Origin of the sequence: Streptomyces pseudovenezuelae, assembly GCF_001513955.1 — a bacterium.
Lineage (GTDB): Bacteria > Actinomycetota > Actinomycetes > Streptomycetales > Streptomycetaceae > Streptomyces > Streptomyces pseudovenezuelae.
In genome coordinates this window covers 592,632-613,788 of the sequence record NZ_KQ948145.1, presented here as the reverse complement: position 1 = coordinate 613,788, position 21,157 = coordinate 592,632, and the positions used below count along the sequence as shown (strand labels likewise).

Genomic DNA, 21,157 nt, shown 5'->3' with positions numbered 1-21,157 from the left:
CCGTCGGCCGGGGTGGGACGTACGCACGGAGTCACTGCCCCGCACACGCGCGTACCGGCAGGGTGACCGTCACGGCCAGTCCCTCGCCCGGGGCCGTGCCCACCTCCACCTCGCCGCCGTGGGCCCGGACCACGCCCTGCACGATCGCCAGGCCGAGACCGCTGCCCGCCCCGCCGCCGACCCGGAAGAACCGGTCGAAGACGCGGGCCGCGTCGTCCGGGGCCAGCCCCGGACCCTCGTCCGCGACACACAGCCGTACGACCCCGTCCGCGCGCTCCACGCCCAGCCGTACCGGCACGTCGGCGGGCGTGTGCGTGCGCACGTTGCCCACCAGGTTGCCCAGGACCTGCCGGAGCCCGGACTCGTCGGCCCGCACCAGCAGGGAGCCCTCGGCGGCGACCTCGACGGGCCGGTCCGGCTGCTGCACCCGCAGGTCCTCGGCCGCCTCCCGCACCAGCCGGCTCAGGTCGACGTTCCTGAACCGCAGTTCGGGCTGCTGGTCGAGGCGGGCCAGGGTGAGCAGCTCGTCCACCAGCCGCCCCATGCGGTCCGTCTCCGCCAGGACCCGGGTCCAGGCCCGCTTTCGCTCGTCCGGGTCGGAGAGCATGCCCTTGTCGTACAGCTGGAGGTAGCCGCGTATCGCGGACAGCGGGGTGCGCAGCTCGTGCGAGGCGTCGGCGACGAAGCTGCGCAGCTGGGCCGCGCTGCGCTCGCGCGTGCGGTACGCCGACTCGACCTGGTGGAGCATGGAGTTGAGGGCGACCCGCAGCTGCTCGACCTCCAGGGAGGCCTCGCAGCTGGAGGGGATGCGCCGGGTCAGATCGCCCTCGGCGATCGCCGAGGAGGTCTCCACCATGTCCTCCAGCGGCCGCATCCGGCGCCGGACGCTGAACATCGTCAGACAGGCCAGCAGCGCGAGCAGCAGACTGCCGATCGCGAGGTCGAGCCGCACGGCCTTGGCCACGCCCTGGTGCAGGACGTCGGTGGGCGCGGCGAGCAGCGCGTACGTGCCGTCGCCGAGCCGGGTCGCCGTGGCGCGGTAGGTGGAGTCGTCGACGGTGATGTCGTGCGGCTCGGAGTCGTCGACGAGCGCGCGCGGGTCGCCCACCGCCTTCGCGAGGCCCCGCTGGGACTCGGTGGGGTCGAAGCCGAGGATCCCGACCGGCTTCCCCTGGCTGTCGACGACCGCGAAGACGGTCTCCGCCGAGCGCTCCTCGTCCTCCTTCGCGGGCATGAGCCGGTCGCGGACGAAGCCCAGCATGCCCAGCGAGTCGATCTGCCGCAGGGTGAGCTGCGAACCGCCCAGGGAATCCCGGGTCTTGATGAGCTGGCTGTCGATCTGGTCGAGCAGGTAGTACCGCATGCCCATCACGCTCACCGCGGTCGCGGCGACGATGCCGATCGCGAGCAGCGCCACATTGGCCAGCGTGAGCTTGCCGCGCAGGGAGTGGATGCCGGGTCGGCGACGCGGCAGGCGGAACCTCATGCGAGCCCGTACCCGACACCGCGCCGGGTGGTGATCACCGGCGGGCCCAGGGCGTCCAGCTTGCGCCGCAGATAGCTGATGTAGGTCTCCACGACGGTCGACTCGGGCGGGGTGTGCTCGTACTGCCAGACGTGGCGCAGGAGTTGTTCCTTGGGGACGATCCGGCCGCCGTTGCGCACCAGGAAGCGCAGGAGCGCGTACTCGGTGGGGGTGAGCTGGACCGAGCGGCCGTCGCGGTGCACCGAGTAGGTCGTCTCGTCCAGCTCCAGGTCGCCGTAGCGAAGCGGCGGGCGCTGCGGCAGGACGTCGGCGGGGCGGGTGCGGCGCAGGACGGCGGTGATCCTGGCGACCACCTCGTCGATGTTGAACGGCTTGGTGATGTAGTCGTCGCCGAAGCCGAGGGCGCCGACGATCTCGGCGGGGGAGTCCCGCGCGGTGAGGAAGACCAGGGCCAGGTCGGGCCGCCGCTCGCGCAGTTCACGGCCGAGGGCGCGGCCGTCGCCGTCGGGCAGCATGACGTCGAGCAGGGCCGCGTCCGGGCGGGTGCGGTCGGTGAGCGCGAGCGCCTCGCGGACCGAGCCCGCGACCATCACCTCGAACCGGTGGTAGCGCAGGGCGATGGCCAGGACGTCGGCGATGCTCTCCTCGTCCTCCACCACCAGCACGGTGCCCGGACTTCTCGTGTCTCCCCCAGTCATGCCCCCAGTATCGGCCGGGCCACTGACAGTGGGGCCGGTTCGCTCTTTGGAGTTCCTTGAGAGTCATGGGCGTCTCATGTCCACGCGTGCGTGCCGCCACCAATCCTGTTGCGAGGACCTGGGGGACCGACCGACGACGGACAGGGGAGTGTGGAGCGTGGCGGTATTGGCACGCTGGTGCTATCGGCACCGGCTGGTGGTCCTGTTGCTGTGGGTGGGGGCGTTGTTCGGGCTGGGCTTCTCGGCCTCGACGGCGGGCACGAACTACGCGAACGTGTTCTCCCTCCCCGACACGGACTCCAAGAGCGCGTACGACCTGATGGAGAAGGCCTTCCCGAACACCTCCGGCGACACCGACACGGTGGTCTGGAAGGTCGACGACGGCTCGGTGCGGGACCAGGCGGTGCGGGACCGGATCCGGCCCGTGCTCGACGAAATCGCGAAGATGCCGGGCGTCGGGGCGGTGACCGGTCCCTACGACGCCCGGGGTGCCGCGCAGGTCAGCCGGGACGGCACGATCGCGTACGCCGAGGTGACCTTCGTCAAGCGGGCGAACGAGGTGCCCAAGGAACTCGTCCAGGACGTCGTCGACACCGCGCAGAAGGCCGAGCGGGCCGGTCTCCAGGTGGAACTGGGCGGCCAGGCGATCCAGCGGGTGCAGGAGCCGCCGCAGGGCCTGTCGGAGGGGGTCGGCATCGTCGCGGCGGCGATCGTGCTGTTCCTGGCGTTCGGCTCGTTCTTCGCCATGACGCTGCCGATCGCGATCGCCGTCTTCGGCGTGGGCACGGGCCTGTTCGCCACCCAGTTGCTCAGCCACACCACCGACGTGCCCGACATCGCCCCGCTGCTGGCCTCCTTGATCGGCCTCGGCGTCGGCATCGACTACGCGTTGTTCATCGTCACCCGGCACCGGCGCGGCATCCAGCGGGGGCTGGACCCCGAGGAGGCGGCGGTCACCGCCCTCAACACCTCGGGCCGGGCGGTGCTGTTCGCGGGCGGCACGGTCTGCATCGCGCTCGCCGGCATGCTGGTGACGCAACTGCGCTTCCTGGACGGCGTCGTGATCGGCACCTCGCTGACCGTGGTGCTGAGCGTCCTGGCGGCCACGACCCTCCTGCCGGCCCTGCTCGGCCTCCTCGGCCCGCGGGTGCTCAGCCGCCGCCAGCGGCGCAGGCTGGCCGCCCAGGGACCCGAGCCGGAGGGCGCCTCGGGTCTCGCCGCCCGCTGGTCGACGGCCGTCGAGAAGCGCCCGCGCAGGACCGTCGCGCTCGCCCTGGTCCTCATGGCCGTGCTGGCCGTTCCCGTGCTGTCGCTCCGCCTCGGCGCTACCGACCAGGGCAACGACGACGCCTCGACGACCACCAGGAAGGCGTACGACCTGCTCGCCGAGGGCTTCGGACCGGGCTTCAACGGACCGCTCCAGGTGGTCACCGAGGGCGGCGAGACGAGCGCCCTGGTCAAGGGCCTCCAGGACACGCCCGGGGTCGCGCGGGTCGCCGCGCTGCCGCCCGCCCACGGGGTCACCGTCATCCAGGTCGTGCCGACGACCTCACCGCAGTCCGTGGAGACGGACCGGCTCATCGACCGGCTGCGGGACGACGTCATCCCCTCGGCCGGGGCACAGGCGCACGTCGGAGGAGTGACGGCCGTCTCGAAGGACTTCTCGACCGTCACCGGCGACCGGCTGCCGCTGTTCATCGCGACGATCATCGGACTCGGCTTCCTGCTCCTGCTGGTCGCCTTCCGCTCGCTGGTGGTGCCGCTGACGGCCGCCCTGATGAACCTGATCGCCGCCGCGGCGTCCTTCGGCGTCCTGGTCGCGATCTTCCAGTGGGGCTGGGGCCTGGAGCTGCTCGGTCTCGGCAAGGAGGGCCCGATCAACGCCTTCCTGCCGGTCATCATGCTGTCCCTGCTGTTCGGGCTCTCGATGGACTACCAGGTGTTCCTGGTGAGCCGTATGCACGAGGAGTGGGTGCACACCCGCGACAACGCGCGCGCGGTGCGCGTCGGCCTCGCCGAGACCAGCCGGGTCATCAACTCCGCTGCCCTGATCATGGTCTGCGTGTTCATGGCGTTCGTCCTCAGCGGCGACTCGGGCGCCGCCATGGCGGGCGTCGGACTCGCCGCCGCCGTCGCCCTGGACGCCTTCATCCTGCGCACGGCCCTGGTGCCGGCCGCGATGCACCTGCTCGGCGACTCCAACTGGTGGCTGCCCAAGGGCCTGGAGAAGCGGCTGCCGCACCTGGCGGTGGAGCCCAAGGAGGAGGCGGCGCCTTCGCCCGCGGCCCGCGGGGCAGGAGGCCCGGCATCGGCCGTCCACGGATTCGTCCGTACCGCGGACGGGGAACCCGTGGCGGGCGCGGCCGTCACCCTGATGTCGGCCGGCGGCCGTCAGCTGGACCGGGTGGAGTCGCTGGCCGACGGCTCGTACATCGTCTCGGTCCCGGCGCCGGGGACGTATCTGCTGGCGACCACGGCCCCGACGTACGGCTCGCGCGCACGGCACGTCGACGTGGGCCAGGGGCCGCTGGTGTACGACGTCGAACTGGTCGAGGGGGAGGTCGACGCCGTCAACTGACCTGCCTACGCCTTCCTGCCGGGGTCCGGCATCACCTTCGTCATCCCCGGCAGGAAGTCCGTGAACAGCTCGTGCACCTCCCGTACGAGCGGCCGCAGCACCCGGAACCGGGCCAGCGACACGCCCCTCGCGGTGAGCCGCGCCCCGCGCTCGGCGAGCCGGTAACTGCGCTCACGGCCCACCGTGCGGTCGAAGATCCAGTACAGGACCAGCCCCATCTGGGACAGCCACATCAACTCGGGGAGGATGTCCCGCAGTTCCTCGGGCACCTTCGTCCTCGTCGAGCCCCGCAGCACCTCGCGGTGCACGGCGATCGCCTCCACGCGCGCGTGCTCCGACTCGGGCGAGAAGGGGCTGAGCGGGCTGTCGGGATCGGCGGCGTTCTTGAAGAACTGCACCGCGAACTCGTGATACGGCTGTGCGATGTCCAGCCAGACCTTGAGAACCCCCGCGAGACGGGCCTCCAGGTCGCTCTCCCGGGCAAGGACCTCCCGGACGGCGACCTGGTGCTCGGCGGCGATCCGGTCGTAGAAGCCCTGGATCAGGTGTTCCTTGCCGGCGAAGTAGTAGTACGCGTTGCCGACCGAGACACCGGCCTCCTGGGCGATGGCCCGCATGGTGGTCTTGTCGTACCCCCGCTCCTGGAACAGCCGCATGGCCGTCTCCAGGATCAGCGCGCGCGTCTGTTCGGACTTGCTCGTCTGATCGGACTTGCCGGGGGTGGCGCCCTCGTCGGGGCCGTCGTTGTTCGCAGGCACGGGAAGAGAGCCTAACCAGTGGCGCAGCCGCCGCCGTCGCACCCCGGTTCGGTGTGGGCCCAGCCCCGGCCGGCCTCGTACGTCCAGCCGTCGGGCCTGCGGTACACCGTGCCCTCCCACCGGCCCTCCTGGCGCTGCGCGCCCCGCCACTTGGCGGCGGCGAGCACCGCGCCCCTGGCGAGCCGTGCCCCGGAGGGGGTGCTGAGCCGGTGGGCGAGCGGCCGGTGCTCGCGCAGCGCCCACAGGGTCACGATCCAGGCGGCGGTGTCGCGATAGACCTGCCCGGCGTCACCGACGACGGTGATCTCCTCCAGGGTGGCGCGATGATCGAGCCCGGGATACCTCCGCCGGGCCTCCTGCGACCCGGCCGGCACCAGCTCCAACGGCACCAGCTGCGGCTGCCGTACGAGCCAGTCGCGCAGGAAGGCGCACAGCGAGCAGTCGGCGTCGTACAGGACGGTGAGCCGGCGGACCGGGGTGCGGTCCGCCGTACCGCCCGGGGCTGCCGGGCCCGTCACGCCCGGACCCAGTCCTGCGGCGCGACCGGGGGCACCTGCTCCCGCTCCATGGCGCCCCGCCTGCGGATCCGGTTGAGGACGTACACGTTGGCCAGGTGCATCACGCCGAGCACCAGCAGCACCACGCCCAGCTTGGTGGACAGGGCCTCGAAGACTCCGCGCGTGTCCTCGATCGTGCCGTCGCCGCTGAGGTACAGCGCGACGAACCCGAGGTTCACGAGGTAGAAGCCGACCACCAGGAGGTGGTTGACGGCCTCGGCGAGCTTCTCGTTGCCGCGCAGCACGTCGGCGAGGAAGAGCCGTCCGTTCCTGCTGAGCGTGCGGGCCACCCAGACGGTCAGGGCGATGCTGACGACGAGGTAGATGACGTAGGCGACGACCGTGCGGTCCATGCGCCTCCCCCTTCTTGAACGCGTTCAAAACGCTGACAGGGGAGACAGTAGACCTCCTTTTGAACGTGTTCAACTCGCTTGCGGAGAGGTCTGCGTCACGTGCGCGCGTGCCGCGGGCCTCAGGCGCGCCGGCCCAGCTCCGGACGCTTGGTGTAGTCGGTGAACCCGAGGACGTTCCCCCAGGGGTCGGCGATCTCGACGGTCCAGCCGGTGACCACGGAGAAGGGCTCGTCGAGCGGTTCGATGCCGGCCGCGCGCAGCTCCCGGGCGGCGGTCCTGGCGTCCGGCACCTCCAGCCACACGCGCGTGGCGGGCCACGGCGGCGGCCGGTGTCCCATCGCCTCCTCCTGTCGGAGCAGGAGCCCGGGCGTCTCGCCGCCGACCTTCAGCAGGGCGATCCCCGCCTCGTCGAGCCGGAAGCCCACCGTGAAGCCCGCGCGCTCGTAGAAGGAGACGGCCTCGCCGACGTTCCCGACGGGCAGCAGCACGTTGTCGAAACCGAGCAGTTCGTACGACTCGTCATCTGACATGTCGTCAGATTAAGCGGGAGGTCGCGGAACGGGCTTCTGCGACGCGGTGTCCGTCGGGCATGATGACCCGGCTGATTGTCGTCTTTTTTTGCGGGTCCTCCCGCTTCGGTCCCCAGGAGCAGTCCCCCTTGAGCGAACAGCAGGGTCACGAACAGCAGGACCCCGAGCAGGGCCCCCAGTCCGGGTACCAGCAGCCGGGTCCCCAGCCGGGGTACCAACAGCAGGGCCCTCAGCCGGGGTACCAACAGCAGGGCCCTCAGCCGGGGTACCAGCAGCCGGGCCCCCAGGCGGGGTACCAGCAGCCGGGCTACCCGCCTCCCGGATTCCCGCCGCCGGGCTACTACCCGCCCCCGGGTACCTACACCGGAGACCCCAACGCCCCCTACGGCTACGACCCGTACGGGCGGCCGTACTCCGACAAGTCGAAGGTCATCGCGGGCATCCTCCAGCTCACCCTCGGCGGCTTCGGCGTCGGACGCTTTTACCTGGGCAACGTCGGGATGGGCCTCGCCCAGCTCTTCACCTGCGGCGGCCTCGGCGTCTGGTCGCTGATCGACGGGATCCTCCTGCTCACCGGGAACGACCACACCGATGAACACGGCCGGATCCTCCGGAGCTAGGCAGGTGACCGGGACCTCGGTGGCCCCGCGGCGCTCCCTGCTGCGCCACCCCGCGACGGCACCCTCGGCGGTACTCGCCGCGGGAGCCGCCGGTGCCCTCTACCTCTACAACACCGACCCGCACGAGCCCGGCCACGTCCTGCCGCAGTGCCCGTTCCGCATGCTCACCGGCCTGCTCTGCCCGGCCTGCGGCGGCACCCGCATGGTGTACGACCTGATGCACGGTCACTTCGTCGAGGCCTGGCTGGACAACCGGGCGCTGCTGCTCGCCTCGCCGTACGCCCTCGTCCTGCTGGGCCGCTGGGCGTGGGCGGGCCTGCACGGCCGCCGCTGGAGGCCCACGCTGAGCCCCCGGGCACAGCTGGCCGTCCTCGCGGTGGCCCTGGCCTGGACGGTGGCCCGCAACATCGCCTAGTGGTGCTTCGTCAGGTGTGTGCGTTGGCGCCGATCCAGAAGGATCGCTGATCGAGCAGCCGAACGCATCGAGCGCGACCACCGCGCACCCGGCGCGGCCGGCACCACCACGACACCCTCGTCACCGCCGCCCCTCAGCAGCAGACCCAGAACCTGACGAAGCACTACTAGCTGGTCCAAATGTCCTTGTCACCGTTGACGGTGAGCGTCCCCTGGATCCACCAGGCATCGCTGGAGTAGAGAACGGTCCGCCCGTAACATGCGCGAGTGAAGCCGGGGTTGAGAGTGGAGGTGAAGCACTCTCCCGCGCTGCCGTAGCTGCTTCTGACGGAGCCCCCGATGGTGATCGCCGTGCTTGCCGCGTTCTGGACGATCACGACGACCTGGGCGTGGTTGTCCGCGTTGGTGACTTCGCACACCTTCCAGTTGACGTGGTCGGACACCGAGTGATGCTTGTACGCAGTGCAGAACCAGTCCGAGCTGCCCGTGTTCACGGTCTGCCAGTACGGTGCCGCGTCGGCGGGCACCGCACCGAAAACAAGGGCGCCGGCGGCTGCGGCAGCCACGGCCAGGGCCTTCACACGCATGGGATGTCCTTCTCTCTCACATCCCGCCCTGTGATGTCGGAGCGGGTCGACCGCGCGACCGACACCTCCGGGCTGCGCTTGATCGAGAATGCCCCCAGTACGTCCGGCTGTCGTTGTCGGTCGGTCCACACTTCGTTGGCGTTGCGTCTACCCCGTCCGGAGCCGGAACTCCCTGGGCGACTGCCCGTGGACGGCGCGGAAGGCGCGAGTGAAGTCGGAGGCGCGGGGGAAGCCCCATCGGGCGGCGATGGCGTGGATGGGCGTGCCGTGCAGTGAGGGGTCCGCCAGATCGCGGCGGGCGCCCTCCAGCCGCCGCTTGCGAATCCAGGCCGCCACTGTCTCTCCCTGCGACCGCTGCTGGAAGATCCGGTGGAGGTAGCTGAGGGAGATGTGGTGCGCCGCGGCGATCACGGGGGGCGTCAGTTCCGGATCGTGCAGGTTCTGCCGGATGAACGCCAGGATGCGTTCCACCGTGACCTTCTGGCGGGTCTCCGGAGACAATGCCGCCTCCATGTCCATCAGTTGCGCGAACCACGCCGACAGCAGGTCGAGCACGACCGTGCCCAGGCGCCGGGCGTCGGCCGGCTGGAGCGTCTCCGCCTGACGGGCCAGACCGACCAGGAACTCCGCCAGCAACGCCCCCACGCCCTTCTGTCCCGGCAGACCCTGGCCCAGCAACTCGTGGACCCGGTGCGGTGGCAGGGGCAGCAGCGCCTTGGGGAAGTCCACCCCCACTCCCTTGACGGCACGGCGCTCACGGTCGTCCGCCGGCCCGAGGTCGTAAGGCCGCGTGCTTTCAACCAGGTGCAGGTCATGTGGGCCGAATCTGCTGTTCCGCCCGGCGTGTTCGAGACCGAGCTCTCCGTCGAGCAGCAGCGACAGGTGATACAGCTCGGGGTCGGACCGGCGCACCATTTCGGGGCCCCGCCGAAAACGCGTCGGCAGGAACGACATCCGCATCACGGTCACCGGCCCCAGTTCCAGCAGCCGTATGTCACCCCAGAAGTCCGCGGCGTGGGCACTGACGCTCTCGCTGGAGCGGGTCCGGCCGACCAGTTCCCGCCATCGGTCGAACCTCTCCTCCGTCGGCCAGTCCTCGCTGCGGAAGCTGGTCCCGATCATTTCCGTCCCCACCCCGATCCCGCCGGGCGCTCCCACCGACACGCGTGCGTGCTGAGATCGTCCTCGGTCGCCTCGCCAGCATTCTGACCCGCGAGACGGGTTCGGAGAAGTGCAGAAGCGTCCCATGGGGCCCCGGCCCGCCCCGCCGCTCACACCGGCCACGATCCCGGGAGCTTCGACACCCCGCCCTTTCGCCCGGCGCCTGCTGTCGTCCTCCGCCGCCGTGCACCTCGACACGCCACCCCGCTCACCGGCACACAGACGCGGGGGCCACCCGGATGCGACCTGATCCGCCGGACAGGCCCTGATCCACCACCGTCCGGGGCCCGTTGTCAGTGCCGGCTCGTACTGTCGTCGGCATGGGAATCGTGATGGTCGTCGACGAGACGACAAGCGGGAGCCGTAGCGACGGCTGGGGCCTGGAGATCGCCGAGGAGCGGCTCGCCGTACGCGAGGTGATCCGCCGCCGGGTCTTCCAGGAGGTCGCCGAGTACAACGCGCGCACTCCCGCGGTCTTCCAGGGCCTGGTCCAGCCCGACGACACCGAACGCGTGCTGAACGGCTACGCGTTGCGCACGCCCCGCCGCATAGACCCCGAGACCCAGACCGAGCTCGCTCTCAAGGCCTTCACGGGCAACGGCTTCCTGGTGCTGGTCGGCGACCGTCAGGTGACCGAACTCGACGAGGAGATCGACCTCGTGCTCGGCACCGAGGTGACGTTCCTGAAGCTCGTCCCGCTGGTGGGAGGCTGACCATGGGCGAGATCCAGAAGTACAAGGACCTGATCGGCCGCCGCGTCGCCGACGACGACCTGGAGGGGCTCGCCGTCGACCTGCTCAAGGCCGCGATCGCCAACAACGGCAACTGGACCGGCCTGTGGGACGGCGTCCTGGCCCGACTGCGCGAACTGCCGCCGCAGGCGCGGTCCAGGGTCGCCGACGGCCTCGTCACGCAGTACCACTCGCCACAGGCGGGCCCGAACGCCCGGGAGAACGCGCTGATCCTGCTGGGCATCGTCTCCCGCGACCTGCCACCCCACGACCGCCTGACCGCGGAACGCCTGGCCCTGCTCGACAAGATCTCCCGGCAGCACTCCTTCTGGTACGGCGCCCGCTACGAGAACCTCATTGAGGCCGAGCTGGCCGCGGGCCGTCCGATCGCGCCCGCCGTCGTCGCCACCGTCCGCCGCGCCGTCCTGCACGCCTACCAGAACGAGGACCTGCCGAGGACGGCGAAGAAGCTGACCGAGCCGCCCCTCAACGTCGGCGAGGAGTGGGCCGAGGAAGCCCTGCGCGAGACCGACGGCGTCTGGCAGCAGCTCCTGACCCACATGGCGACCGCGACCGCGGCGAAGCCCTCCGCCAAGTGGGACAAGCAGGCCACCGCCCTGGTCGACGCGCTCGGCCCCGACCGCGTCCGCGAGGCCGTGATCCGCTGGCTCGCCCTCGTCGGCCGCCCCCGCACCTTCGAGCTGGACCGCGGGCGCTACGAACCGGACGTCAACAGCGCCTACGACCCCTACAACGCGAACGCGTTGCGCGGCCTCGCCTGGCTGCTCTCCCTCCTCCCGCCGCACCCCGACACCGCCCGCGCCCTCGGCGCCCTCGTCGAGACCTCCCTCAAGAAGGTCGCCGGCCTCGGCCCGCGCAACCCGAAGGTCGCCAACGCCGGGGTCAACGCCCTCGCCCGCGTCGACAGCGAGGCGGCCCTCGCCGAACTGGCCCGGCTGGCCACCAGGGTGACGTACAAGAACACCGCCAAGCTGCTCGACGCGGCTCTGGAGGCCCGCGCCGTCGCCCTCGGCCTGAGCCGCGAGGAGATCGAGGAACTGGCCGTACCGGCGTACGGCCTGACCGGGGTCGGACACGCGGAGCACCGGCTCGGCGAGACCACCGCCGTCCTCGAAGTCCAGGGCACCAAGGCCGTGTTGACCTGGCGCAACGCGAGCGGCAAACCGGTGAAGACCGTGCCCGCCGCCGTACGACGGGACCACGCGGAGGAGTTGAAGGAGCTCAAGGCCACCGTCAAGGACATCGACAGGATGCTCTCGGCGCAGAGCGAGCGCCTGGACCGCCAGTTCCTGGCCGACCGCACCTGGTCCTACGCCACCTGGCGCGAGCGCTACCTGGACCATCCCCTCGTCGGCACCCTGGCCCGCCGCCTGCTGTGGACGGTGGACGGCACGACGGTCGGTCACGCCGAAGGCGCCCTGCGCACTCTCGCGGACACCCCGGTCACCGACGGCACGGACGTCCGTCTCTGGCATCCGGTGGACCACACCCCCGCGGAGATCGTCGCCTGGCGCGACTGGCTGGAGCGCCACGGAGTGACACAGCCCTTCAAGCAGGCCCACCGCGAGGTCTACCTGCTGACGGATGCCGAGCGCGCCACCGGCACCTACTCCAACCGCTTCGCGGCCCACGTCCTGCGCCAGCACCAGTTCCACTCCCTGGCGGCGGCGCGGGGCTGGCGCAACAAGCTCCGCCTGGCCGTCGACGACGAGGCACCGCCGCCCGCCCGCGACCTCCCGCGCTGGGGCCTGCGCGCCGAGTACTGGATCGAGGGAGAGGGCGGCGAGGACTACACGGACATCACCGACTCCGGCACCTTCCTGCGCCTGCGCACCGACCAGGTCCGCTTCTACCCGATCGGCGCCCCGGAGAACTCGGCCCACTGCGCGGGCGGCGAGTACCGCATGTGGCTGCGCGACGGTGAGGACCCGGTGGAGCCCCTGCCACTGACGCGGATCCCGCCCCTGGTCCTCTCCGAAGTCCTGCGTGACGTCGACCTGTTCGTCGGCGTGGCCAGCATCGGCAACGACCCGACCTGGCAGGACGGCGGTCCCGGCGGCCGCTTCCAGGAGTACTGGACGTCGTACGGCTTCGGAGAGCTCAACCAGAGCGCCGAGACCCGCCGTCTCCTCCTGGACCGCCTCATCCCGAGGCTCGCGATAGCCGACCGCTGCACCCTGGAGGGCCGCTTCCTCCACGTCAAGGGCGACCGCCACACGTACAAGATCCACCTCGGCTCGGGCAACATCCTGCGCACCCCGAACGACCAGTACCTCTGCATCGTCCCGAAGGCCGGCCCGTCCGCCGCGCAGGCCGGTTACCTCCCCTACGAGGGCGACCGCATGCTCGCGGTCATCCTCAGCAAGGCGATGATGCTGGCGGACGACACGCGGATCACGGACCCGACGATCCTGAGCCAGCTGTGACCGGCCCCGCTCACCGGCCCCGATCACCGGCGCAGTCCCGGTCTCAGCCCCCGTTCCCGCAGCCGCCCACGCGCCGCGTGCCCAGCGCGATGTCGTCCATCCGGATGTCGTACGACGACGGTGTCGGGTCGGCCTGATAGAGCTGCCAGCCCAGCTTCAGCTTGTCGAAGGCGGGGAAGACGAAGTCGTCCGCGGTCCCGCCGTGCTCCTTCGTCGACACGGTCAGCTCGGACTGCCGCACACCGTCCAGGTAGACGGTGACGCGGTTGTCGGTGGCGTCGAGATGGAACTCGGCGCACTGCCACTTCCCCGCGACGGCCGGCGCCGAGGTCTTCCAGGAGGTCCAGTCCCCGGTGGGCCCGAGATCGGACCCGACACCCCAGAAGTTCCCGGCGTCGGTCGGCGCGAACTGCCCGCCCAGCGGCCGCACGAGCGTCGGCGAGCCCGCCCCCGATGCCTCGGCGATGGTCCAGTGCGCCCAGTCGGGCGCCGCGGGAAAGCCCCCGACCCGCAGCCGCACCCGCCCCCACAGGCTGTTGCCGGGCGGGGAGAGCTCATCGAACACGAGGAAGGCCCGGCCGTTGCCCTCGGTGTGAATGCGCAGCTCACGCCCGTGCCCCTTGGAGCTGGGCACGACGGTCAACGTGCCGTCCTTCGAGTCGGTGCTCCACCCACGGCCCTCGGTGACCGGCCCGAGAGGCAGACGGTCGAAGGTCTCCCTCGCCAGAGTTCCGTGGGAGGCGGGGTGGGCGGAGGCAGTGGGGGGTATCGCGAGCAGTACCGCCGCGGCGGCGCAGAGCGCGGCGGCGGATTTCCTCAGGAGTGCCATGGAGCCAGTTTGCAACTGAGGCACCACAAGTCGCAGTTTTCGCAGCGCAGTTGGCCGGATGAGAGCACACTCGGTGTCCCGATCATGTCCTCGATGTGGCTGCATCTCCGCATTCGAACCCTGGGAGCAGTGATGGGCACCGCATCCGACCCGATTTCCCCAAGGGACGATGCGTCCCTGTCGTGTACGTCTGCGAACTCGACCTGGCCATGGAGTCCTGCAGCCGCACCGGAATCCTGCGCGAGCGCCTCAAGGTCATGGAGGGGCGTCCGAGGAGACAGCCGGGGACTGACTCAGTCGGTTGCTGTTCAGTCCATGTCACCGATCCAGTCCTGAAGTCATACTGCTGAGTGTGCAGTGACGCATGTGGCAGGTGAGCAAGTCGGGCCTGAGCGACGAGGAGCGGCTTTGTGCGGCGGGTGTTGATGGTGCACTTCGTGCCGTGTGTGCTGTTCGGCTCCTGTGCATATGCGCTGATCCGCAGCGGCAGCTTCTCGGGTCGCGGGAATTGGAGTGCGGCCTTGCCGTCCGACTGGAGTGCTGTCGTCGGCTCCGCTCTGATCGTCGGGTCCGGTTCGGTCGTACTCGCGATGCTGCTGTACCCGTTTCAGGTGCGCGCGGTGCGTGTCCTGGAAGGGTACTGGGACAGATGGTCGGTAACCGCTCGTTTGTCCGGTGTGCTGATCGAAGTGCAGCGCCGGCGCAGGCATGCTCTCGGCAGTCGGATCGCCGTCGGGTCGGATGCAAGCACTCAGGCCACTCGGGTCGCAGCGGACGCGGCCAGGCGCCTGGCCGCTGTCCCGCCCGAGGAGGTGCTGCTCCCGACGGCACTCGGCAACGCGCTCAGGCTGGGGGAGCTCAGCGCTGGTGAGCGGTACGGTCTGGCGACTCTCGCCTCGTGGCCTCGGATTCACATGCAGGTTTCCGATCGACTTGCCCGCGCGTTGCACTCTGCCAGGACGGCCCTCGACACCGCAGTCAACCTCTGCTGGAGCTTTCTGGCCTCCGCTGTGCTGGCGTCGACTGCGCTGTACGACGAACCGGTCATGCTCTGGCTGCCTCTGATGGCGCTCTTGTTGGCCGCGCTCGCGTACAAGGGAGCGGTAACGGCGGCACAGGCGTACGCGGGTCTCATGCACATCGTCTATGACCTGCATCGATTCGATCTGTTGGATGCGCTGCACCACCCGCTGCCCGATCGGGCCGACGAGGTAGACACCTTCTGGCAGGTCTCGCAGTCGCTCGCAGGCCATCCGACTGTCGATCTGCCCTACGATCACGGACGACGGCCTGGTTCGTTCCGGCGCGGTTTGTCAGACCCGCGCGATGCTCACGGCTCCGCAGACACCTAGGACATGAATCGTGAACTCCTTTTCGGAGTGCGGCTGCTGACCGGCCTCGGCGGAGGGCGGCGGCACTCGGGTGAGAAGGGCTCCCTGTGCGTTGACCCGCACAGCACTCTTGCGGGGAACAGTGAGGCGCACATGGCCGGCAATTGCCGTGACGTTCACTTCGACCTGGCCCTGTACCTCGCGAAGGTCCGCCCGTAGCTCACCGAGCACTGCGCGCAGGGTGAACAGGCGACTCGCAGAGGGGGAAACCACGACATCGCCGGTAGTCAGCAGCCTTGTCCAGCTCGTCCGGTAGCTAGAGCGGGCCGGCGACAGAACCAGTGCCGCCCCGATCGCCATCAGGAGGGCCGGAGTCAGCTGATCGTGCACGAGGTGTCTGTCTGCTCCGTGGATGGCCACCAGACCGATGACGGCGATGGTGGTGAGAGCCAGAGGACCGATGAGTGAACCCGCCGGGAGAGCCGATCTCAACAAGTTCAGACACGCGAGAGCCAGGAGGGCCCAGGGCCACCACCTGCCCGCCAACTCAACCGCTGCTCGGCCACGTTGGGCAGGATCCCCGACCAGCAGGGCCCCGGTCGCTACGGCGAACAGGCCGGCCCATATCCGAACCCGCGAGGCACGGCCACCCCTCTCACCCTGTTCCATCGCTGTGCGCCGCCTCCCGGTTTCGCGGAACCCCGGGTTGCCGCGGCGCTATGTTAGCCGCGAAGATCGCACTAGGGGCCGATGGCGCCAGGGCCCACGCTCGCCGGGTCGATACTGAGGTCAGTGAGCAGCGAGTACACCTCGTCCTTGCTCCTGCACGCCAGCAACAGCGTCGGGTGAAGACACTGGAACGGGCAACGTGACAGGTGGTTCGCGCGTTCGCCGAGCTGAACTGGCTGGATCGCCCCGCTTTGAACGTCGCTCCTGACCTGTTTGTCCTTGAGCGAGTGTGGCATGAGCAGGCCGGAGCATCCGCGCGGAACGTCCTTTCCGCAACCAGGACAGGGATGCGCCGGGATCGCAAATCCAGGCAGTACGACTTCTTGGTACACGTGTCCTCCCCATGTGAGTCAGCCTCTGCGGCGGACTATTTCCTGAGCAAGATCCACACCCAGACGGCATCGAAGATGGTGCACACCAGGACGAGAATGGCCGAGGCGATGCGCCACGCTGCCTGGTCGTGTCCGCCGCAGGGCGGCGGTACCAACGCTGCCGCGATACCGAGTCCGAGCATCAAAGTTCCACAATTGAAAACCACGCCCGCGTACCTGAGATTGTCTTCGTACGCTATCTGGGACTCGCGCAGAATCGTCTTCAGCTCATCCTCGGTGGGCTCAGCCCAATCGCGTACCTTCTGTCGCGCCTTACGCTCTTCTTCGGTGAACTTGAACTGCAATGCGTAATACGACACCTGGATACTGGCGATAAGTGTCATCGACGTCGCTACCAGTAGTAGCAGCGTGATACCAGGCCACCTGAACTCGTCGTCAGCGCCTGCGACCACGCCGGCCAGCGAGAGTGCGGCCGCTGTCAGCAGCGGCGCCGCGATGAAATGCGCTTCCTTTGCAGCGGCGCCGAACCCGTGGCGTTCTGAGCCTTCCCGCACTGCTCCCCCTCCCCCGCTGGAGTCGCGCCCTTCGGAAGTGTGAGGGGGAATCAGTTCGTCGGGAAGCCTGCAGGCAGAAAAAAAGCGAAAGGCTCCATCTCCGGTAACACCGGAAACAGAGCCCTCAGCTGTTACACGCCAATGGCGAAGAAGGGGTCAGAACCGCCGAGTGATCAGCGCCCTCTTCACTTCCTGGATCGCCTTCGTGACCTCGATGCCGCGCGGGCACGCGTCCGTGCAGTTGAAGGTCGTGCGGCAGCGCCACACGCCGTCGCGGTCGTTGAGGATCTCCAGGCGCTGCTCGCCCGCCTCGTCACGCGAGTCGAAGATGAAGCGGTGGGCGTTGACGATGGCCGCCGGGCCGAAGTACTGGCCGTCGTTCCAGAAGACCGGGCACGAGGAGGTGCAGGCGGCGCAGAGGATGCACTTCGTGGTGTCGTCGAAGCGCTCGCGGTCCTCGGCCGTCTGGAGACGCTCACGCGTCGGCTCGTTCGTGTCCTTCGTGATCAGGAAGGGCATCACGTCGCGGTACGCCTGGAAGAACGGCTCCATGTCGACCACGAGGTCCTTGAGGACCGTCAGGCCCTTGATGGGCTCGACCGTGATCGGCTTCGACGGGTTGATGTCCTTGATCAGCGTCTTGCACGCAAGGCGGTTCTTGCCGTTGATCCGCATCGCGTCCGAGCCGCAGATGCCGTGCGCGCAGGAACGGCGGAAGGTCAGCGTGCCGTCCTGCTCCCACTTGATCTTGTGCAGGGCGTCGAGGACACGTTCCTTCGGGTCGATCTCCAGCTGGAAGTCTTCCCAGGTCGCCTCCGCCGAGACCTCTGAGTTGAAGCGGCGGATCCGGAACGTGGCCGTGATGTACGGGGAGTCGGCGAAGCCGGGCTCGGGCGTGCCGGCCGCGTCCGCCTTGTCCAGGGTCGGGGTTGCCATCAGTACTTACGCTCCATCGGCTGGTAGCGGGTCTGGACGACCGGCTTGTAGTCGAGACGGATGGACTCGGTGCCGTCGTCGCCCACCTCGCGGTACGCCATGGTGTGGCGCATGAAGTTGACGTCGTCGCGGTTCGGGTAGTCCTCGCGGTAGTGACCGCCGCGGGACTCCTTGCGGGCCAGGGCCGACACCGCCATGACCTCGGCGAGGTCGAGGAGGTTGCCGAGCTCGATGGCCTCCAGGAGGTCGGTGTTGAACCGCTTGCCCTTGTCCTGGATCGAGACGTTCAGGTAGCGCTCGCGCAGTTCCGCGATCTTCTCGACCGCCGTCTTGATGGTCTGCTCGGTGCGGAACACCATGACGTTCGCGTCCATGGTCTCCTGCAGCTCGCGCCGCAGCACCGACACACGCTCCGTGCCGGTCGCGTTCCGCAGCCGCTCGACCTGCGCGACGACGAGCTCCGCCGGGTTCTCCGGCAGCTCGACGAAGTCGGCCTTCTGGGAGTACTCGGCGGCGGCGATGCCCGCCCGCTTGCCGAACACGTTGATGTCCAGCAGCGAGTTCGTGCCGAGGCGGTTGGCGCCGTGGACGGACACACAGGCGACCTCGCCGGCCGCGTACAGGCCCGGGACGACGGTGGTGTTGTCCGCCAGGACCTCACCCTCGACGTTCGTCGGGATGCCGCCCATCGCGTAGTGCGCGGTGGGCTGGATCGGGATCGGGTCCGTGTACGGCTCGATACCGAGGTACGTCCGCGCGAACTCCGTGATGTCCGGGAGCTTCGCGTCCAGCTGCTCCGGCGGCAGGTGCGTGAGGTCGAGGTAGACGTGGTCGCCCTCGGGACCGCAGCCGCGGCCCTCACGGATCTCGGTGTAGATGGAGCGGGACACGACGTCACGGGACGCGAGGTCCTTCATGACCGGCGCGTACTTCTCCATGAAGCGCTCGCCGTCCTTGTTGCGGAGGATGCCGCCCTCACCGCGGGCGCCCTCCGTCAGCAGGATGCCCATGCGCCAGATGCCGGTCGGGTGGAACTGGAAGAACTCCATGTCCTCCAGCGGCAGTCCCCGGCGGTACACGGCCGCCTGGCCGTCGCCGGTCAGGGTGTGCGCGTTCGAGGTCACCTTGAAGAACTTGCCGCAGCCGCCGGACGCGTAGATCACGGCCTTCGCCTGGAAGACGTGGATCTCGCCGGTGGCGAGTTCGTACGCGATCACGCCCGCCGACCGCTTCACGCCGTCGACCTCGGTGATCAGCTGGTCCAGGACGTAGAACTCGTTGAAGAACTCCACGCCCTCCTTGACGCAGTTCTGGTACAGCGTCTGGAGGATCATGTGGCCGGTGCGGTCCGCCGCGTAGCAGGACCGGCGGACCGGGGCCTCGCCGTGGTTGCGGCTGTGACCGCCGAAGCGGCGCTGGTCGATCGTGCCGTTCGGGGTGCGGTTGAACGGCAGGCCCATCTTCTCCAGGTCGAGGACCGAGTCGATGGCCTCCTTCGCCAGGATCTCGGCGGCGTCCTGGTCGACCAGGTAGTCACCGCCCTTGACCGTGTCGAAGGTGTGCCACTCCCAGTTGTCCTCCTCCACGTTGGCGAGCGCGGCGGCCATGCCGCCCTGCGCGGCGCCCGTGTGGGAGCGGGTGGGGTAGAGCTTGGTCAGCACGGCGGTGCGGCTGCGCTTCGTCGACTCGATGGCCGCGCGCATGCCCGCGCCACCGGCGCCGACGATGACGGTGTCGTACTTGTGGATCTTCATGATTCTCGCAGCCCCGTGCCTAGCGGATGTTCGGGTCGAAGGTGAAGATCACCAGCGTGCCCAGCAGGATGGTGAACACCGTGGCGGTGTAGAGCAGGCCCTTGAGCCACAGCCGGGTGTTCGGGCGCTCCGCGTAGTCGTTGATGATCGTGCGCAGGCCGTTGGCGCCGTGCAGCATCGCGAGCCACAGCATCATCAGGTCCCAGACCTGCCAGAACGGGGACGCCCAGCGGCCGGCCACGAAGGCGAAGCCGATCTTCGAGACGCCGCCGTCCAGCACCAGCTGGATCAGCAGGTGCCCGATGACCAGGACGACCAGCACGACACCCGACAGGCGCATGAACAGCCACGCGGCCATCTCGAAGTTGCCGCGGGTCGAGCGGGGGGTCTTCTTGGTGCGCTTGCGCGGGGCCTCGATCAGGGGCGCCGGGTTGTCGACGCCGTAGCCCGGGTCGCCCTCTACGGGGCCGATGCCGGAAGCGGTGGTTTCAGTGGTCGCCATCGGTATCAGCTCCCGAACAGTTCACGAGCGGCGTGGCCGAGGACGGGGTAGATCGCCCCGATCATGAGCACGACCCACAGGCCGACCACGGACCAGAGCATCTGCTTCTGGTAGCGCGGGCCCTTCGACCAGAAGTCGACGGCGATGACGCGCAGGCCGTTGAGCGCGTGGAAGAGGATGGCGGCCACGAGGCCGTACTCCAGACACGCGACGAGCGGGGTCTTGTACGTGGCCACGACCTTGTCGTAGTCCTCGGGTGAGACACGGACGAGAGCGGTGTCCAGCACGTGAACGAACAGGAAGAAGAAGATGAGGACGCCGGTGACTCGATGAGCCACCCAGGACCACATTCCTTCCCGGCCGCGGTACAGCGTTCCAGCCGGCACGGAAGTCCCTCCGGGAGCGGGGTATCGGGGCCAGCCGGCTTGTGCTGTCGGTCGGGCCCGGCCGGGTACGGTCCACCGGCCCCCAGCATCGTAGCGATGCGCTGCCGCTGGGCTTAGCCGGGGCCTACCTGTGTGATCAAAGTGGCACGCAGATGGCGGAACTCGGCGGCTAATGGGGTGGTCTCGGTTGGTATGTGCCGGGTGCGGCGCCGTGTGCGCTGGTCGCGGGCGTGCGGCGGCGGGCGTACGGCGGCGGGCGTACGGCGGCTACGAACCCGCGCCCCTGAGGTGGGCCACCAGACGGCCTCGCGCCATGCGGCGGAGTTCCTCCGCCGCCACCACCCGTTCTTCCTCCGGATCGTTTGTCAATCGTGACCGGATGCCCGCCAGGACGTGGTTCAGGACCTCGTGCGGGGGCAACCCGTCCAGGCAGATGACGAAGGCGTGGCCGAAGCGGGACTCGTAGGCCGCGTGGGCCGCGTCCATGGCCATGTGGGCCGCCGAGTAGATCCCGTCCGGCAGCGCCGGCAGGGTCTCGGCGGCCAGGGCCTCGGAGAGGTCCGCCACGGTCAGGTCGTACGCCGCCTCGTCCGCGGCCGCGAGCAGTGCGTCCGCGGTCGGGTAGGGGCGGTGGGCCACGACCCGCTCCGCCCAGCGCAGGCTGCGCAGACACTCCAGGAGCAGGGGCCGCGCCTCGTCGGCGGGAGCGCTGTTGAAGGCGTCCAGGACGGTGGGCAGGGACGGTATGGCCAGTCGGCCGGGAGAATGTGTGGGCGTCACGTGTGTTTCGGCAGAGGAAGCTGTGAGCGATGTGATCTCACGTTATCGAGTGTGGACATGACCTGTCCGACGGATGCCCGAATTTCACCCGCACGGGAGAGTTT

General features: G+C 69.4%; 22 protein-coding genes. 6 read left to right on the top strand and 16 right to left on the bottom strand.

Going from position 1 to position 21,157, the window contains the following annotated elements:
* Positions 1 to 31: 31 nt before the first annotated feature.
* Both AQI94_RS10165 and AQI94_RS10160 read right to left on the bottom strand, forming a co-directional pair.
* Positions 32 to 1,486, bottom strand: coding sequence for a sensor histidine kinase (locus AQI94_RS10165; RefSeq protein ID WP_031042808.1), 1,455 nt, complete (start codon positions 1,484 to 1,486; stop codon positions 32 to 34).
* Positions 1,483 to 2,184 carry a response regulator transcription factor gene (locus AQI94_RS10160; RefSeq protein ID WP_031042805.1) on the bottom strand — a complete coding sequence of 234 codons (702 nt, stop codon included), beginning with the start codon at positions 2,182 to 2,184 and terminating at the stop codon, positions 1,483 to 1,485. The genes AQI94_RS10165 and AQI94_RS10160 overlap by 4 nt, the downstream gene beginning before the upstream one ends.
* A gap of 166 nt (positions 2,185 to 2,350) precedes the next feature.
* On the opposite strand from AQI94_RS10160, the gene AQI94_RS10155 reads away from it, so the two are divergent.
* A complete protein-coding gene (locus AQI94_RS10155) occupies positions 2,351 to 4,762 on the top strand; it encodes an MMPL family transporter (RefSeq protein WP_031042803.1) in 2,412 nt (803 codons plus the stop codon).
* Positions 4,763 to 4,767: 5 nt separating this feature from the next.
* On the opposite strand, the gene AQI94_RS10150 is transcribed toward AQI94_RS10155, so the two are convergent.
* From AQI94_RS10150 to AQI94_RS10135, 4 genes are all read right to left on the bottom strand, one after another.
* Positions 4,768 to 5,520, bottom strand: a complete 753-nt coding sequence (locus AQI94_RS10150) for a TetR/AcrR family transcriptional regulator (RefSeq protein ID WP_031042801.1) — start codon at positions 5,518 to 5,520, stop codon at positions 4,768 to 4,770.
* 11 nt (positions 5,521 to 5,531) lie between these two features.
* Positions 5,532 to 6,038 carry a thiol-disulfide oxidoreductase DCC family protein gene (locus tag AQI94_RS10145; protein WP_031042799.1) on the bottom strand — a complete coding sequence of 169 codons (507 nt, stop codon included), beginning with the start codon at positions 6,036 to 6,038 and terminating at the stop codon, positions 5,532 to 5,534.
* Positions 6,035 to 6,430 carry a hypothetical protein gene (locus AQI94_RS10140; RefSeq protein ID WP_031042797.1) on the bottom strand — a complete coding sequence of 132 codons (396 nt, stop codon included), beginning with the start codon at positions 6,428 to 6,430 and terminating at the stop codon, positions 6,035 to 6,037. Before AQI94_RS10140 ends, AQI94_RS10145 begins: the two co-directional genes overlap by 4 nt.
* A 119-nt stretch (positions 6,431 to 6,549) precedes the next feature.
* Positions 6,550 to 6,960 (bottom strand): VOC family protein, encoded by a 411-nt coding sequence (locus tag AQI94_RS10135; protein ID WP_031042795.1) that lies wholly within the window; start codon positions 6,958 to 6,960, stop codon positions 6,550 to 6,552.
* Positions 6,961 to 7,088: 128 nt separating this feature from the next.
* Here AQI94_RS10135 and AQI94_RS10130 point away from each other — a divergent pair, with 128 nt between their 5' ends.
* Together AQI94_RS10130 and AQI94_RS10125 are read left to right on the top strand one after the other, a co-directional pair.
* The gene (locus AQI94_RS10130; RefSeq protein WP_031042793.1) at positions 7,089 to 7,580 is read left to right on the top strand and encodes a TM2 domain-containing protein; all 492 of its coding nucleotides are present in this window, start codon (positions 7,089 to 7,091) and stop codon (positions 7,578 to 7,580) included.
* 4 nt (positions 7,581 to 7,584) lie between these two features.
* Entirely contained in the window at positions 7,585 to 7,995 is a 411-nt protein-coding gene (locus tag AQI94_RS10125) for a DUF2752 domain-containing protein (RefSeq protein WP_391270063.1), read from the top strand.
* Positions 7,996 to 8,161: 166 nt separating this feature from the next.
* Here AQI94_RS10125 and AQI94_RS10120 read toward each other — a convergent pair whose 3' ends face one another.
* Together AQI94_RS10120 and AQI94_RS10115 are read right to left on the bottom strand one after the other, a co-directional pair.
* The gene (locus tag AQI94_RS10120) at positions 8,162 to 8,581 is read right to left on the bottom strand and encodes a hypothetical protein (protein WP_031042782.1); all 420 of its coding nucleotides are present in this window, start codon (positions 8,579 to 8,581) and stop codon (positions 8,162 to 8,164) included.
* A gap of 147 nt (positions 8,582 to 8,728) precedes the next feature.
* The gene (locus AQI94_RS10115) at positions 8,729 to 9,703 is read right to left on the bottom strand and encodes a helix-turn-helix domain-containing protein (protein WP_031042779.1); all 975 of its coding nucleotides are present in this window, start codon (positions 9,701 to 9,703) and stop codon (positions 8,729 to 8,731) included.
* Between the two features lie 359 nt (positions 9,704 to 10,062).
* On the opposite strand from AQI94_RS10115, the gene AQI94_RS10110 reads away from it, so the two are divergent.
* Both AQI94_RS10110 and AQI94_RS10105 read left to right on the top strand, forming a co-directional pair.
* Positions 10,063 to 10,455, top strand: coding sequence for a hypothetical protein (locus tag AQI94_RS10110; RefSeq protein WP_031042776.1), 393 nt, complete (start codon positions 10,063 to 10,065; stop codon positions 10,453 to 10,455).
* Between the two features lie 2 nt (positions 10,456 to 10,457).
* Positions 10,458 to 12,920, top strand: a complete 2,463-nt coding sequence (locus AQI94_RS10105; protein ID WP_031042773.1) for a DUF4132 domain-containing protein — start codon at positions 10,458 to 10,460, stop codon at positions 12,918 to 12,920.
* Between the two features lie 43 nt (positions 12,921 to 12,963).
* On the opposite strand, the gene AQI94_RS10100 is transcribed toward AQI94_RS10105, so the two are convergent.
* Positions 12,964 to 13,749, bottom strand: a complete 786-nt coding sequence (locus tag AQI94_RS10100) for a hypothetical protein (RefSeq protein ID WP_031042770.1) — start codon at positions 13,747 to 13,749, stop codon at positions 12,964 to 12,966.
* Between the two features lie 410 nt (positions 13,750 to 14,159).
* Here AQI94_RS10100 and AQI94_RS10095 point away from each other — a divergent pair, with 410 nt between their 5' ends.
* Entirely contained in the window at positions 14,160 to 15,101 is a 942-nt protein-coding gene (locus AQI94_RS10095; protein ID WP_051832065.1) for a hypothetical protein, read from the top strand.
* On the opposite strand, the gene AQI94_RS44565 is transcribed toward AQI94_RS10095, so the two are convergent.
* The 7 genes from AQI94_RS44565 to AQI94_RS10055 all read right to left on the bottom strand — a co-directional run bounded on the left by AQI94_RS44565 (position 15,063) and on the right by AQI94_RS10055 (position 21,053).
* Positions 15,063 to 15,470, bottom strand: coding sequence for a hypothetical protein (locus AQI94_RS44565; protein WP_158806226.1), 408 nt, complete (start codon positions 15,468 to 15,470; stop codon positions 15,063 to 15,065). The genes AQI94_RS10095 and AQI94_RS44565 overlap by 39 nt on opposite strands.
* A 706-nt stretch (positions 15,471 to 16,176) precedes the next feature.
* The gene (locus AQI94_RS10080) at positions 16,177 to 16,695 is read right to left on the bottom strand and encodes a hypothetical protein (protein ID WP_031042759.1); all 519 of its coding nucleotides are present in this window, start codon (positions 16,693 to 16,695) and stop codon (positions 16,177 to 16,179) included.
* Between the two features lie 156 nt (positions 16,696 to 16,851).
* Positions 16,852 to 17,631 (bottom strand): succinate dehydrogenase iron-sulfur subunit, encoded by a 780-nt coding sequence (locus AQI94_RS10075; RefSeq protein WP_007384238.1) that lies wholly within the window; start codon positions 17,629 to 17,631, stop codon positions 16,852 to 16,854.
* A complete protein-coding gene (gene sdhA, locus AQI94_RS10070) occupies positions 17,631 to 19,385 on the bottom strand; it encodes a succinate dehydrogenase flavoprotein subunit (protein WP_031042756.1) in 1,755 nt (584 codons plus the stop codon). Before sdhA ends, AQI94_RS10075 begins: the two co-directional genes overlap by 1 nt.
* A gap of 19 nt (positions 19,386 to 19,404) precedes the next feature.
* A complete protein-coding gene (locus tag AQI94_RS10065) occupies positions 19,405 to 19,887 on the bottom strand; it encodes a succinate dehydrogenase hydrophobic membrane anchor subunit (RefSeq protein ID WP_031042753.1) in 483 nt (160 codons plus the stop codon).
* A 5-nt stretch (positions 19,888 to 19,892) separates the two neighbouring features.
* Positions 19,893 to 20,273: a succinate dehydrogenase, cytochrome b556 subunit gene (gene sdhC / locus AQI94_RS10060; protein ID WP_007384241.1), complete on the bottom strand. Its 381-nt coding sequence runs from the start codon at positions 20,271 to 20,273 to the stop codon at positions 19,893 to 19,895.
* Positions 20,274 to 20,540: 267 nt separating this feature from the next.
* Complete coding sequence (locus AQI94_RS10055) at positions 20,541 to 21,053, bottom strand: 2-oxo-4-hydroxy-4-carboxy-5-ureidoimidazoline decarboxylase (RefSeq protein WP_031042750.1); 513 nt, start codon at positions 21,051 to 21,053, stop codon at positions 20,541 to 20,543.
* Positions 21,054 to 21,157: the final 104 nt, after the last annotated feature.